The sequence below is a fragment of the Chryseobacterium sp. NG-CE01 genome (assembly GCF_055695505.1).
In genome coordinates, this window is the sequence record NZ_CM146369.1 from 3,339,114 (window position 1) to 3,353,381 (window position 14,268).

The 14,268-nt window shown below is 38.2% G+C and carries 15 protein-coding genes and 1 tRNA gene; 10 read left to right on the forward strand and 6 right to left on the reverse strand.

Annotated features, from left to right (window positions below):
- Positions 1–26 precede the first annotated feature (26 nt).
- Positions 27–347 (forward strand): hypothetical protein, encoded by a 321-nt coding sequence (locus tag ACYT6F_RS15550; protein WP_472598541.1) that lies wholly within the window; start codon positions 27–29, stop codon positions 345–347.
- 87 nt (positions 348–434) lie between these two features.
- Here the strand turns inward: ACYT6F_RS15550 and ACYT6F_RS15555 are convergent, their stop codons facing one another.
- A complete protein-coding gene (locus ACYT6F_RS15555) occupies positions 435–2,585 on the reverse strand; it encodes a glycoside hydrolase family 97 protein (protein ID WP_472598542.1) in 2,151 nt (716 codons plus the stop codon).
- 191 nt (positions 2,586–2,776) lie between these two features.
- On the opposite strand from ACYT6F_RS15555, the gene ACYT6F_RS15560 reads away from it, so the two are divergent.
- The gene (locus ACYT6F_RS15560) at positions 2,777–3,283 is read left to right on the forward strand and encodes a hypothetical protein (protein ID WP_472598543.1); all 507 of its coding nucleotides are present in this window, start codon (positions 2,777–2,779) and stop codon (positions 3,281–3,283) included.
- 20 nt (positions 3,284–3,303) lie between these two features.
- Here ACYT6F_RS15560 and ACYT6F_RS15565 read toward each other — a convergent pair whose 3' ends face one another.
- The 3 genes from ACYT6F_RS15565 to ACYT6F_RS15575 form a co-directional block, all read right to left on the reverse strand.
- Positions 3,304–5,343: a PAS domain-containing sensor histidine kinase gene (locus tag ACYT6F_RS15565; protein WP_472598544.1), complete on the reverse strand. Its 2,040-nt coding sequence runs from the start codon at positions 5,341–5,343 to the stop codon at positions 3,304–3,306.
- 180 nt (positions 5,344–5,523) lie between these two features.
- A complete protein-coding gene (locus ACYT6F_RS15570; protein WP_169230391.1) occupies positions 5,524–5,685 on the reverse strand; it encodes a hypothetical protein in 162 nt (53 codons plus the stop codon).
- Between the two features lie 139 nt (positions 5,686–5,824).
- A complete protein-coding gene (locus ACYT6F_RS15575; protein ID WP_472598545.1) occupies positions 5,825–6,589 on the reverse strand; it encodes a Rossmann-fold NAD(P)-binding domain-containing protein in 765 nt (254 codons plus the stop codon).
- Positions 6,590–6,826: 237 nt separating this feature from the next.
- Here ACYT6F_RS15575 and ACYT6F_RS15580 point away from each other — a divergent pair, with 237 nt between their 5' ends.
- On the forward strand, positions 6,827–8,326 hold the full coding sequence (locus ACYT6F_RS15580) for a PAS domain-containing sensor histidine kinase (protein ID WP_472598546.1): 1,500 nt from the start codon (positions 6,827–6,829) through the stop codon (positions 8,324–8,326).
- 1 nt (position 8,327) lies between these two features.
- The gene (locus tag ACYT6F_RS15585) at positions 8,328–8,690 is read left to right on the forward strand and encodes a response regulator transcription factor (protein WP_169230388.1); all 363 of its coding nucleotides are present in this window, start codon (positions 8,328–8,330) and stop codon (positions 8,688–8,690) included.
- Positions 8,691–8,755: 65 nt separating this feature from the next.
- Here the strand turns inward: ACYT6F_RS15585 and ACYT6F_RS15590 are convergent, their stop codons facing one another.
- Positions 8,756–9,604, reverse strand: coding sequence for a cyanophycinase (locus ACYT6F_RS15590; protein WP_472598547.1), 849 nt, complete (start codon positions 9,602–9,604; stop codon positions 8,756–8,758).
- 244 nt (positions 9,605–9,848) lie between these two features.
- Between ACYT6F_RS15590 and ACYT6F_RS15595 the strand changes: the two genes are divergently transcribed.
- Both ACYT6F_RS15595 and ACYT6F_RS15600 read left to right on the forward strand, forming a co-directional pair.
- Entirely contained in the window at positions 9,849–10,445 is a 597-nt protein-coding gene (locus ACYT6F_RS15595) for a Crp/Fnr family transcriptional regulator (RefSeq protein WP_472598548.1), read from the forward strand.
- A gap of 56 nt (positions 10,446–10,501) precedes the next feature.
- Complete coding sequence (locus ACYT6F_RS15600) at positions 10,502–11,104, forward strand: DNA-3-methyladenine glycosylase (RefSeq protein WP_472598549.1); 603 nt, start codon at positions 10,502–10,504, stop codon at positions 11,102–11,104.
- A gap of 81 nt (positions 11,105–11,185) precedes the next feature.
- Here ACYT6F_RS15600 and ACYT6F_RS15605 read toward each other — a convergent pair whose 3' ends face one another.
- Positions 11,186–11,806 carry a DUF4142 domain-containing protein gene (locus ACYT6F_RS15605; RefSeq protein WP_472598550.1) on the reverse strand — a complete coding sequence of 207 codons (621 nt, stop codon included), beginning with the start codon at positions 11,804–11,806 and terminating at the stop codon, positions 11,186–11,188.
- 197 nt (positions 11,807–12,003) lie between these two features.
- Between ACYT6F_RS15605 and xth the strand changes: the two genes are divergently transcribed.
- From xth to ACYT6F_RS15625, 4 genes are all read left to right on the forward strand, one after another.
- On the forward strand, positions 12,004–12,774 hold the full coding sequence (gene xth / locus ACYT6F_RS15610; protein WP_472598551.1) for an exodeoxyribonuclease III: 771 nt from the start codon (positions 12,004–12,006) through the stop codon (positions 12,772–12,774).
- Positions 12,775–12,970: 196 nt separating this feature from the next.
- On the forward strand, positions 12,971–13,363 hold the full coding sequence (locus ACYT6F_RS15615; protein WP_472598552.1) for a Fur family transcriptional regulator: 393 nt from the start codon (positions 12,971–12,973) through the stop codon (positions 13,361–13,363).
- Between the two features lie 158 nt (positions 13,364–13,521).
- Positions 13,522–13,887 (forward strand): response regulator transcription factor, encoded by a 366-nt coding sequence (locus ACYT6F_RS15620; RefSeq protein WP_472598553.1) that lies wholly within the window; start codon positions 13,522–13,524, stop codon positions 13,885–13,887.
- A 138-nt stretch (positions 13,888–14,025) separates the two neighbouring features.
- A tRNA-Ser gene (locus tag ACYT6F_RS15625) sits at positions 14,026–14,113 on the forward strand.
- Positions 14,114–14,268: the final 155 nt, after the last annotated feature.

Consider the following 14,268-nt stretch of genomic DNA (forward strand, 5'->3'; position numbering starts at 1 on the left):
TATTTAAAATTTAAAATCATCATATCATGAACAGTAAAATAAAAATCGCCTTAGCGCTTATCGGAGCAGGTACAGTAGTTGCCTGGGGATTGAACAGAAAAAAGAACGGGAAAGCAAAAACTTTTACGGCTCCCGACGGAAATACCTATGAAGAGAATAAAATCTACAGGACTTTCGACAATAAGCTTTATAAAAACGGCAAAGAGATTCATTTTGAAACTCCCGCAATGGAACAGAATGCTTCAGGAAATCATTCATTTGATCAGCACGCCGACAATCTGCCCAAAAACTATGAAGCAGTAAATAAGGATATTAATTATCATCAGAAAGGTGTAAGACACCATTAAAATTTAAAAGCTCCGGTTAATTGAATTAACCGGAGTTTTTTTTGTTGAGATCAGAAATTAACACTTTGTCAAAGTTTATTGTATATGCTACAACGGTTTTATTGAAATGGCAAAACCACCGCTCCGTGCCATTTTAAAATTAATTTTGGATTTGCCGGTAATTTGCTTTTTGTAGATATTGTAGCTCTGCGGATTATTGATATAATCTGCTTCTTTTCCATCTTCGTAAATCGTGGCTTCGTATTTTCTGCCTTTATCTAAGAATGAAAAATCTACCGTGTATTCCCGTTTGTTTTCGTCGGTGATTCCTCCTACAAACCAGTTTTCTGTACCTTTTGCTTTTCTGGCCGTAATGATATAATCTCCCGGCTCTGCCGATAAAATCTTCGTATCATCCCAGTCCGCAGCCACATCTTTAATAAACTGGAAAGCATCCATATGTTTCTGATAGTTCTCCGGTAAATCCGCAGCCATCTGAAGCGGCATGTACATCACCACATACAAAGCGAGCTGTTTTACCAGTGTTGTTTTTACAAAACGATTGTCTCCCGGGAAATAATAATCCAGTTTAGTCTGAAAAATTCCCGGAGTATAATCCATAGACCCTCCCATCCATCTTGTGAATGGAAGAATGGTCTGGTGATCCGGATTATTCCCCTGAAAAGCTTCATGCTCGGTTCCCCTTGCAGCTTCTGCAGAGATCCAGTTCGGATAGGTTCTGCTCTCTCCTCCCGGTCTTACGGATTCATGGGAATTTACCATAATTTTGTATTCATTGGCTTTTTCTGCAATCCGGTAATAATGATTGATCGTCCATTGGGAATAATGATGCTCGCCTCTCGGAACCATATCTCCTACATATCCCGTTTTTACAGAATCGTAACCATATTTGTTCATTAGTTGAAATGCCTGATCGGCCCATCTTTCATAATTGGTTGCAGATGCTGAGGTCTCGTGGTGCATTACTAATTTTATTCCTTTAGAATGCGCATATTCATTCAGTATTTTGATATCAAAATCAGGATAAGGAGTGATGAAATCAAAAACAAATTCTTTGTTGTGACCGATCCAGTCTTCCCATCCGATGTTCCATCCTTCAATGAGAAGCCCTCCGAAACCGTTGGCCGCAGCAAAATCAATGTATTCTTTTACTTTCGTATTGTTAGCGGCATGTTTTCCGTTAGGGGTTAATTTAGAAAAATCAGTTTCTCCGATATGAACATTATTAGCCGTTGAGTATGCCCACTGTGACTTTCCGATGATCATTTCCCACCAGACGCCCATGTATTTTGTAGGATGAATGTATGAGGTATCGGTATATTTTGTAGGTTCATTAAGGTTAAACATCATTTTAGATGCTAAAACTTCCTCAGCTTTTGGAGAGACAATAATGGTTCTCCATGGGGAAACGGAAGAGGTCTGGATGTATCCTTTGGCACCCTGCTTGTCGGGAGTTAAATGTGTTTTAAATTTAAAATTAACCGGATCCACTTCGAGATGAGATGCCGGATAATTTAATACTGCTGCTTCCCCAACATTTACGTACAGAGGATCTTTACCTTCTTTCTTGAGCATTAAAGGTGACTGAACCGCATTTTTAATTAAAGTCTGGGAAGAATGTTTATCAAATGCCTGATCCCATCGGCCGGAAATTTCAGAGATTTTTGTTGTCTGCGGCTGGTATTCCTGGGAGTCATAATCAGCGACAATCCACCATGCTTTCATATCCGTCGGAAAATCAATTTCAGAATCTTCTTCACGGATGACAAAATAGTTAAGGTTTTTCTGCTGTGGAAACTCATACCGGAAGCCCAATCCGTCATTGAACAACCTGAACTTAACCACGATATTTCTATCAGTAGCATCCTGGTGCAGGGTTACCGACAATTCATTATATTGATTGATGTAATTTTTTTTCTCTCCTAAAACAGGCTGCCAGATTTCATTTTTAGAATCTCTTTTTTCATCTGCTTTTGTAAAACCATTGTTCAGGTCAAACTTGGCATCTTCGGGTTTGGCAATTTCGGAAGCGAACTTTACAGAAGTGTCTTTAAACAATCTCAGTCCCAATTTAGAGTCTTCTACCACTACATTTCCGTTATACCTCAGATTGTAATAGGGAATTCCCTGCTTCAGCTGGAAGTTCATCTCAAACTTTCCGTCGGGAGATTGTAATGATTGGGCGTTAAAATTAACAAGCATCGAGAACAATAATGCTCCAATGGTATATTTTTTCATATCAGTAATTTGGTGTTTATAAAGGTAAAGAAAGTTTTAGCGAAGGACAATGTTTTCGCTCATAAATCAATAATCATCACACTGAGATTTTTTCAGATCAATAAAATGAGTAAAAAAAATGTGGTATATGTGTATTTTTTAATTACTTTTAAATTAATAAACTCAATAAATTAACCTTTAATCTCAATTATATGAAAAAATTAATTTACTCTTCTGTTTTCATTGTTTTTGCTTCTTTTTCTTTTGCAAGTGCGCAGAAAATAACGGACGGTTCAACAATAGATGTTAACGGTCTTTCTGTTACTTTTAATATTCTCAATAAAGAGTCGATCACTGTAGGCGGTAAAGAATTCGACCGTTACAAAGTATCTGCAAAACTGGTAAACAACAGCCAGAAAAATTACAATATACGATTAAACAGCGCTCCACAGATTGTTTCCAATACGACATTAGCAGAATTAAACTGCATCAATGCTACGGGAGCCAAACTGACTTCAAAAAAACTTGATCTTAAGCTTAAACCTCAAAATGTAAATGTTACCTACTGGGCTTACACAAAAGACGGCAAGTACCAAAGCTTTGTCATCCCGGTTGTTGCAGGATATTACCTTGACAGTGGAGATTCTGTAAATGAAGATGCTATCTTTATTGTACCGGAAGGAGAAAGTCCTAATGTTAATGTCAGAAGTTTACAGTAATATCAGCAGATTTATTGCATTCAGATTGCCCCGGCCAGTGCCATCGTCTCGCGCTGGTTTTTTTTCGGAATGGTAAACCAGAATGTATTGCCCTCTCCGATTTTGCTGTTCACACCGATCTTTCCGGAATGTTTTCTGATGATTTCCGAGCAGATATACAGCCCAAGCCCAAGACCGGAATATGATGCTCCAAAGTGATCTGCACGGTAATACCGGTCAAAAAGATGAGGAATGACAGACTCTGATATTCCCTCTCCGAAATCCTGTACGGAAATTTTTATATGATCGTCATATGATTCTGTATGGATATGGATTTCTTTAGAATCTTTTGCATATTTCACTGCATTATTAACAAGGTTTACCACGACCTGCTCAATTCTGTGCTCGTCGGCATGAACTTCAAGCGTTTCATTGCCTTTCAGGATAAGCTGGTATTTATCTTCAAGCCTAACATGATTGCAGCTTTTACTCAGCATTTCATGCAGATTGAAATGGTTATATTCCAGCATGAGCTGATCTTGTCCCAGCCTGCTCATATTCAGCAAATCGTCGATCAGCATACACATTTTCTCAATTCCTTTATCTGATTGTTCAATCAGCCTGATGTGGGTTTGCGAAAACGATTTATCCTTAATACGGTTGAGCAACTGTATGGAAGCTTTTACTGCTGTAAGAGGAGTTTTAAGTTCGTGGCTGGCAACACTTAGAAAATCATCTTTACGCTGTTCTGCCAGTTTTTTATCGGTAATTTCGGTCGTCATGCCTACCATTCTGTCGGCAACACCGCCTTTATCATATCTCGGGCGGCCATGCGCCTGTATCCAATGGATGGATCCGTCTTTCCATTTCACGGGATATTCGGCTTTATAAATTCCGTTCGTACGGATGGCTTCGCTTACAAGACCTTTTATCTGCTCCCGGTATTCGGGAAGAATAGCATTATAAAGATCAGAATAATTGAATTCTTCATCTGCGGCATATCCGTAATTGTATTTAAATTGCGGGGTGCTTTCCATAGCGCCGGTAGCCAGATGCACTTCTGTTGAACCCAGTCTGCTGGCATCCATGGCGATTTCAAGCCTGTTTTTGAATTCCATTACCGATTCCCTTGCATGCACCTGCTCGGTAACATCACTTGCAACGATAAGGATGGACGTACTGTTGTTATTTTCGTCAACAATGGGCTGATAAGCGAAATTAAGATAATGTTCCTTCATATCTTCTCCATTATGGATGAGCGCTTTTATTTCTTTACCGTAATACGGTTGCCCTGTTCGGTACACTTTGGAGAGAATATCAATGAATACCTGCCCTTTCAGCTCCGGCATCGCTTCTGCTAAAGGTTTCCCTATGACAGACCGGTCTTTGTTCCAGATCTGAAGTACCATATCATTCACAATATCTACTTCAAAGTGTTCACCGCGTAATGAAGCCATTGCAACCGGCGACTTTTCAACCAAGGTTTTAAAGCGCTTTTCATTTTCGCTGAGCCTATGATTGGCTGTAATGAGTTCTTTTCTTGTTTTCAGTAATTCGGTATTAGCTGTAAAAAGCTCTTCATGCTTTGACACAAGATCTTCATTGGTGGTAAGATATTCTTCATTCAGTGCTGAAAGATCATCAATAAGCTTTTGCTCGGATTTTGATTTTTCTTCAACAAGATGCACAGCATTCTGTCTTTCCGTAACCTCAGATGCGGTGTGAAGAATGTATTCCGTTCTCCCCTCTCCATCAAGCATTGCTTTATATTCAAAGTCAAAATAAAATTTCTGCGGACCGTTTTCGGTAAGGAGTACGGCAGGATAATTTTTTGCCGTGAAAGTTTGCCCGGAATCCCATACATTTTTTAAAATAGAGAAGAAAGGCTGATCATCCAGTTCCGGAAGAACAGAGCGAAAATCTTTACCGATAATATTTCTGTCTTTTCCCCAAAAACTCAACATTGCCTGGTTGGCACTTATAATCCTGATGTCATCACCTTTGTATACAGCAGTAGCATTGGGAGAGTAAAAAAGTACAGACAGTAATTTTTCTGCCTCGATTTGTTCCGGAGAATTCATAATCACTAAAAATGTTTAAATATACATAACTAAATACTAGGTTTTATTCCGTATAGTCTCATCCATTAAATTGTTCCGACAGTGGAGCATCCCGTAAATAAATAACCATAACAGAAAACTGCTATGGCTGATTTGTATTGATTACTGAAGTATGTCTGAAAAGCGTTTTGAATATATTCATTAAAAAAAATCATTGATTTTTGTACTTCCTGTAGCTCCTTTAGGAAGGAAAATGACTTTTCTTTTGATCATTTTCGCTTTTTCCAAAACTTTAAGTGCTTTCTGACGTTCAATCTCTCTGTTCAGCGACGGGGAATTTTCCCATTGTGTAAATTCTTTCATAATTTAATATTTTAAGGTGATTTGGTGTAAAGTGTAAGCTTTTTAAGCAGCTTATTATGTCTAAGCATAAAGCAGACCAATTTTTATCAAAACACTAAAATATTTTTAATATAAATGAAATTACAGCAACGTAAATGATTTATGTAAGATGAAATTTTTTCGGATCAGGATAGGTGAAGCTAAAATCAAGTTCGGAAATCAGCTTATCAGAAGAAATGATTCTCTGATTATTGTTCTCGTAAGGAACTTCAATATTGAAATTATTTTGGGCAGCAATTACTTCCTGTTTGGAGGGATGAAGAGGCGCCACGACATTATATACTTTTCCGTTAATTCTCTTTTCAATCATTGTTATGATGACTGCTGCAATATCCTTATAATGTATATGATTAACAATTCCGGAAACATCTGTCATCTTAAAATTCTTCAGCAGCCGTGAATCTCCCATTAATCCGCCCAATCTAAGGATATTGATCTGAGGAAATGCTTTTTTAACCTTATTTTCAACAAAAATACTTTCTGAAGGCATCATTTCTTCCCGAAAAATCCCGGGTTCATCAGGATAAACACTCGTGGTGCTCATAAAAAAAATCTGTTTTTCATAATTTCCTATAAATGAAAATAACTTCGAAAGCCTTTTTTCTAATATTTCCTGTGAAGTTCTTTTTTCCGAAAAAGGAACAGTAATAATAATAACATCCAGATCAGGAACGATATTCCATGGATCAGGAAATTCTTTTTCACTTTCGTTAAAAACGGCCAGCTCCGCATGAATTCCCTGAGAACGCATATCTTCAAGCTTCTCTAATGACGTTGTTGTCGCGAATATTTCTGAGTTACGCGAAAGGTCATTGTAAATTCTTGATCCGAGCCACCCGTATCCGATTAAACCGATTTTTTTCATTCGGCAATTTAAAGATTTAATCCATAAATACCATGAGTTTCAGACAAAGCAGCTGAATATAAATAAGTTTAAAAATTGCTGTTATTTTTAAAAATTAGTAAAAAAATAAATTCAAGGCATATAATTTGCGTGTGGTTTTTAGTGTTGATGCAAATTTGCAAAAGAAAATGCTTTTTCTCATATTTGCATATCAATGAAAGTTTAAGTTTGGAAACTTGACAAAACCGCTTTAATCCGATGAATAACAACATTGACCTTTATATACAGGCACTGAATTCTGCCAACTGCGGGATTATCATCACAGATAATACCCAACCGGACAACCCTATTGTCTATTGCAACAAAGCCTTTGAAAACATGAGCGGATATTCTCACAACGAGATTATCGGACACAACTGCCGGTTCCTTCAGGGCCAGGACAGAAGTCAGCCTGAAAGAGACCTGATCAAAGACTCCATCAGAGAAGGAAAAGACTGCAAACTGGAAATAAGAAATTATAAAAAGAACGGGAACCTTTTCTGGAATGAACTTTTTATCTCTCCCGTAAAAAACGGAGACGGAAAAATAACACATTTCATCGGAGTTCAGAATGATATTACAGAGCGCAAAAAGGCAGAGCATGAGCTTAGGGAAGAAAAGTCTTCAGTTGAAAGAAAAATAAAGGAAAGAACGAAAGAGCTTGTTGATAATGAAGCATTTCTTTCAAGTATTATTCAAACCGTCAGAGAGAGTTTACTGGTACTGGACGCCGACTATAAGGTATTGAGCGCTAACACTCATTTTTTAAATTCATTTAAAGTTACGGAAGAAGACACCGTAGGGAAAATACTTTTCGAACTTGGGAATCATCAGTGGGACATTGAAACCCTGAGAGAGCTTCTGATGAAGATCTTACCTACCAATAACCCTGTAATTGACTATGAAGTGGAGCATGATTTCCCGTACATCGGTAAGAAAGTAATGCTTGTAAATGCCTACCGTATCGAATTTGAGGGCCAATACAAAGACAGGATATTAATTGCAATTGAGGATATTACCGAGAAAAAAGAAATCGACCGCAGGAAGGATGATTTTCTTTCTATTGCAAGCCACGAACTGAAAACGCCTCTTACAACAATAAAAGGTCTGGTACAGTTGCTGCAGCGGATGATTCCTGAAAACTCACCGGAAAAGTTCAATACCACTCTTGATAAAGTATCGGTATATGTAGACCGGCTGAACATTCTTATTTCTGATCTCCTGGATACTTCCAAGATACAGTCAGGAAATATAGAGCTGCATCTCGATCCTTTTGATATCGACAAAACCATTCTTGATACGGTTGAAAACCTCTCGGTATCTGCCCCGAATCATAAAATTTCGTTAACTGGCTCTACGGGCGCCATGATCCTGGGAGATGAACTGCAGATTTCACAGGTCATCAATAACCTTATTTCAAACGCTATAAAGTATTCTCCGGGTTCCGATAAAGTAGATGTTTATATCAACAGGGTCGGAAATTTCGTGAAAGTTTCCGTGAAGGATTACGGAATGGGAATCAATCCTCAGGACAAAGCCAAAATCTTTGACCGCTTTTTCAGAGCACGGGAAATCCAGAAGAAGTTTCCGGGGCTGGGAATCGGTCTTTACATCTCTCATGAAATAATCGCCAACCACAACGGTACGCTTTGGGTAGAAAGCGAAATCGGGGAAGGATCAACATTTAGTTTTACATTACCCATAATGAAAAATCACTGAAATGAATAGCAAAAAGATAATGGTCTGTGATGATGATCAGGGTATACTCGATGTCCTTCAAATGCTTCTGGAATCGGAAGGTTTTACCGTTTTTACCGAAATTAACAGTACGAATCTGATCAAGCAGATTCAGGTAGATGAACCCGATCTTATTCTTCTTGATCTCTGGATGCCTCTTTTGTCGGGTGACCAGGTTTTAAAGGCCATCAGAAGTACACAGGGCGTGAAGGATCTTCCGGTAATCGTACTTTCTGCCAGTGTAGACGGAGACGATATTGCAGCAGATGCAGGAGCGAATGATTTCGTTGCCAAGCCTTTTGACCTTGATGACATTGTTTCTAAAATAAACAGCCTTTTGGTTTAAACCATCGAATATAAAATACAATAAAGGAATATGACGCTGCATATTCCTTTATTCTTGTTAACAATCTAAGGGGCTGTAAACGCTCCCGATTCGAGGTCGATTGAACAGCCGTCCGTAATAATATGGACTTTTAAATTTTCTCCATAAACGGGATGCCCGTCTTCTGCCGTATCTACATTGGTCTTCTCAAGATCTCTTGCACTGATTCCTATTACCATTCCGGAACCTTTACAGATTGCTCTTTTACCTTCTTCAATTAAAAGAGCGGTATCTTCTCCCAAACCGATTCCGAAACATTCTCTTTTAATCATCACGGCATGGGAAAGCCTTCCGAATCTTCCGCGATGAACGAAATGCGTATCAACAATACACCGGGACAATAGTCCGAGACCTGAAGCCAGTGTAATGTCATTTTCCAGTATGGCTTCGCCATCCTCCCCTTCACAAATGATAATTTCCGGCATACACATGGCTCCAGCACTGGTTCCGGCAATAACGAAATCATCTTCGTTGAGATATTTCTCCTTTAATGCATCACAGAGTGGCGTGTCTTTAAATTTATCACAGATTACGTTCTGGTCTCCACCGGTAAAAAAAACCGCTTTGCTGTTTTTGATCCTCTGGACATCTTCATCCATGGCTTTATCAACAAAATGAATAAATCCGAAATTGGTATATCCTATTTCTTTAAATGTTTTGGTATAGGTATCGCGCATACCTTCCGGCTCGGAGCTTGCCGTAGTGATGACCTCAATCCTGTTTTCTTTATTGCTGATAAGAAGTTTAAGAATTTCGTGAGGTATGAAATCCTCATTTTTATTTTTTATTTCAACTTCCGTATCATCGCGGTCTTCTTTACCTCCGATAATTAACAATTTTCCTTTCGGAGTTGTTGTCCTTTCTTTCATGTTCATATTCATATTCTGATCAATATTGGTATTCTGTTAGTATCGAATTTAAGGAAGAAATATAAGAATCGGGTTGATTCAAATCAATGACAGTAAAATTTATTTTTCATACATGATTTTATTTAAATCAATCGTATATGATATGGGTCATAATCTTTTGCAGATTATAATGATAACTTGGGGAAATATAATACCTTAAAGAGCATGTTACATTAGGTTTTCACCGTTTTAACCTTATAAAATCACATCTATGTTAATTGAAGAAGAACTTTTATTGTCCTATGGAGCCGCCGTCGAAGATCTGAACACCTCCGATACGATTTTCCAGGAAGGAGATACACCCAGAGAATTTTATCAGATCAGGAAAGGCAGGATAAAGCTTAGCCATTATAACGAAGATGGCAAAGAGCTTATTCTTGCCGTTCTGCATGATGGTTTCAGTGTATGTGAGCTTTTGCTTTTTATTGATAAAAAATACCCTGTAAATGCCGTTGCCATTGAACCGACAAGTATTATTACCCTCACAAAAGAAAAATTCATGAAACTGCTGGACGAAAATCCTCCGATCTCAAGAGACATCAACAGCTTTTTATCACAAAGGCTTTATTTTAAGTATATCATGCTGCAGAACAATACCTCGCTTCATCCTGATACAAGAATCAAAGGGGCACTGGAATATCATAAAAGTTTTAGCAACGACCGGAGTAAATTTTCCTTTGAAGTTCCTTTTACAAGGCGTGAACTTGCAGCGATCACCGGTCTGCGTACTGAAACCGTTGTGCGTTGTATCAAAAAGCTGGAAAAAGAAAATTATCTTAAAATAATACAGAGAAAAATATATGTTTAAAAGGCTAATTCTTTTGTAACTTTTGTAGTTAAATAAAATTAACAGCAATATATCGTATGTCAAAGTTAAAACCGGAATATTATCAAAATACCGACGCCATATTTCTAGCTCAGGATCTTTTAGGTAAAATACTTTTCACCAGGAAAAACGGCGAACTTACTGCCGGAATCATTACGGAAACAGAAGCTTATTTCGGGACGGAGGATAAAGCTTCCCATGCGTATGGCGGCCGGCGAAGTTCAAGAACGGAAGCCATGTATCAGCCCGGCGGCTTTTCCTATGTTTATTTATGCTACGGTATTCATCATCTTTTTAATATTGTCGTTTCGAAGGAGAACGATCCTAAAAGTGTACTGGTGCGATCTGTAGAACCATACAAAGGCCTGGAGATTGTTGAAAAAAGAAGAAATAGGCCCGTAACTGATAAAGCCGTTTCATCCGGTCCGGGTTCCGCATCGAAAGCTTTAGGAATTGACATGAGTTTCAATAAAAAATCTTTAACGGGAGATGAAATATGGATTGAAGATTCGGGATTGCTTTATGGCACCGAAGACATTACCTCCACTCCACGGGTTGGCGTAGCTTACGCTCAGGAACATGCCCTGCTTCCACTTCGGTTTTATCTTAGAAATAACCGTTACGTAAGTAAGAATAAATAAAATTGGATGGTAAAAAAATTCCGGGAGATCTTCGATCTCCCGGAATTAAATTGGATTTATAATAATGAATATGTGTCGTACTTATTTTACAGCTTTCTTCGCTTTTTCAGATTCCATCAGGTGATGTTCCAATGTAGGAAGCGTGCTGCTGGCGAAAGATTTCAAAGACGCTTCAGATCCGTCGGAAGCCTGTTTCTTGAATTCAGCGATATCTTTCTGATGATCTGTTACCATAAGATCCGCATACATACGGTCAAATTCAGCACCTTTTTTAGCTTTTAGATCATCGTATTTTTTCTGTTTTTCAGCATCCAGAGCTGTTGGTAATGTATACCCTGCCGTAGAAGCCCATTTTTTAAGCTCATCATTAGCTTTCCCATGGTCTTTTACCATCATTGCTCCCAAAGATTTTACGGTTGCACTGCTCGCGTTGCTTTCTGCAAGCTGTCCGAGCATTACTTCCATCATCCCTCCTGTTGCTGCGGCATCTGCAAATTTTTTATCCTGTGCACTTAATGAAGCCGATGCTGTATTGGAGTCTGACATTGCGGTTGTTGCAGAATCTCCCGTTGTCATTGTAGTATCTGCAGGTGCGGACATGGTAGCCGTAGTATCTGCAGACTGGTCAGAAGTTGTGGTTTCGTTTTTCTTACAAGCTACCATCGCAGCTACTGCAAGAACTGTTAAAATTGAATTTTTCATAATATTATTGTAAATGGTTAAATATAAATAGCAATTATTATTGCTCACGCTGATAGTAACAATTTATTTGCCAAAGTTTAAGGAATTTATTTTTTATGATACGATAGGATTCTTTTTTTGTATCGAACTGTTAAATATCTGCTTATCTGATGGAACGGATATTGTGTAATGATAAAAGAATTTAATCTTGCACGATTATGAAAATAGCAACTTATAATGTAAACGGTGTAAACGGCCGGCTTCCGGTTCTGCTTCGCTGGCTGGATGAGGCCCAACCTGATATTGTGTGTCTTCAGGAATTAAAAGCACCCCAGGAAAGATTTCCCATCAAAGAAATCAACGATGCAGGTTACAATGCCATCTGGAAAGGACAGAAAAGCTGGAACGGTGTTGCCATCCTTACTAAAAATATGGAAATCACAGAAGTTCAGAGATCATTACCCGGAGATGCGGACGATGAGCAGAGCAGGTATATTGAAGCCATTATCAATCAAACGGTTATATGCTGCCTTTATCTGCCAAATGGAAATCCTTTTCCTGGTCCGAAATTCGATTATAAGCTTTCCTGGATCAAGCGGCTTAAAAAAAGAATGGATGAACTTATTAAGATGGATCTTCCTGCAGTCGTTATCGGCGATTTTAATATTATCCCTACTCCATCGGATGTATACAAACCGGAACGCTGGGAAGATAATGCTTTATACAGACCCGAAGTAAAAACAGCCTATCAGCAGCTTCTTAAAAAGGGCTGGACAGATGCAATCCGAACACTTTATCCTGACGAAACCATCTATACTTTTTGGGATTATCTGTATAAATCGTACAGCAGGAATGCCGGGATGCGGCTCGACCATATTTTGCTAAGTCCGTATCTTGCCGGAAACCTGAAATCGGGAGGTGTAGATAAAGAGGTTCGTGGCTGGGAAAAAAGCAGCGACCATGCGCCAGTATGGATTACGCTTGATTAATCTATATTTGATCAATATTCTAAAATTTTTACTTAATTTAAATCGAAAATGATTCATTTTAAATAATCTTTGATATTTATTCTACAAATCAGCAACTTTAGTTTTGTCATTTTTAATATTCAGAGATTTTTTATCGATAAAAATTCTTATTGTAACTTTGTTGCGCATCAAATGATGTTTTCACTATAATTTTAATATGAAACAAGTACGCAATACGCAGGCAAAAACAGAAATATTAAACCTTCTAAACAGTGCTAGCAGTGCATTATCACATCAGGAAATACAACAAAAACTTGACGGACTCTGTAATCGGGTAACCATCTACAGGGTTTTGGAGCGACTGGAAAAGGAAGGGAAAATCCATAAAATTGTAAATATGGATGGCATTGTAAATTATGCCAGATGTAACAATTGCGATAAGGAAAATCATTCGCATAACCATTTGCACTTCCATTGTGAAAGCTGCAAAGCGGTAACCTGTATCGAAAATGTGGTTCCACAGATTATTCTTCCTGAAAATTTCATTGCCCACGCTTATAATTTCGTCATCAGCGGAATATGCCCGAAATGCAAAAAAGAAGGATTATAATTATTTAAATCTAAATTCATATGTCATCCTTTACCATCATTTAGTGAAAACCCTTCTCTATCAGTAAATTCTGTAAATGCTTTTCAATCTTTTTTTATGTTTGTCATAAAAAATCTATTGTTTCTGCAGATTGGCTTTGTTTTTGCGATGCAAGGGTTATGAAAACAATTTTTATACTTGAAGATGAGACAGGCATCAGAGATGCATTACAGTTACTCCTGTCATTTGAAGATTATGATGTTCGTTCCTTCTCGACCGTAGAAGCATTCAACAGCAGAGATCTTTCCGCTGTCCCTGATATTTTCATATTGGACGTGATGATGCCCGACGGATCCGGAATAGAAGTATGCAATGAGCTCAGAGCGAATCCGGGAACAGCAAATATCCCAATCATGATTATGAGTGCACACGCAAAAGATCATGAAGTAATAAGCAGATGCAATGCCGACGAATTTATCAGCAAGCCCTTTGATATCGATGCCGTGCTTCTAAAAATTGACAATCTATTGGTGGCGAGCAATTAGAATTTGAAAATCAGCTGCTTTTTGAAACACGTAATTCGGCCGAAAAGGGTTATACCATATCACGAAAAAATATTTTGCAGATTTCAAAAATAGTTCTATATTTGCACCACTGAAAACGACGATACAATCGGAGTTTAAGGAGAGTTGGCAGAGTGGTCGATTGCGGCAGTCTTGAAAACTGTTGACTGTAACAGGTCCGGGGGTTCGAATCCCTCACTCTCCGCCAGGTTAGAAACCAAAATAAGCTAAAACGCTGTAAACATCAATGTTTACAGCGTTTTTTGTTTTAGCGAAGTATCAAAAAAAAACAAAATAGGTCACGATTTATATGTCCTATTTCGTGTCCCATTCAAAAAATCACCAAAATGGGTCACGAAAAAT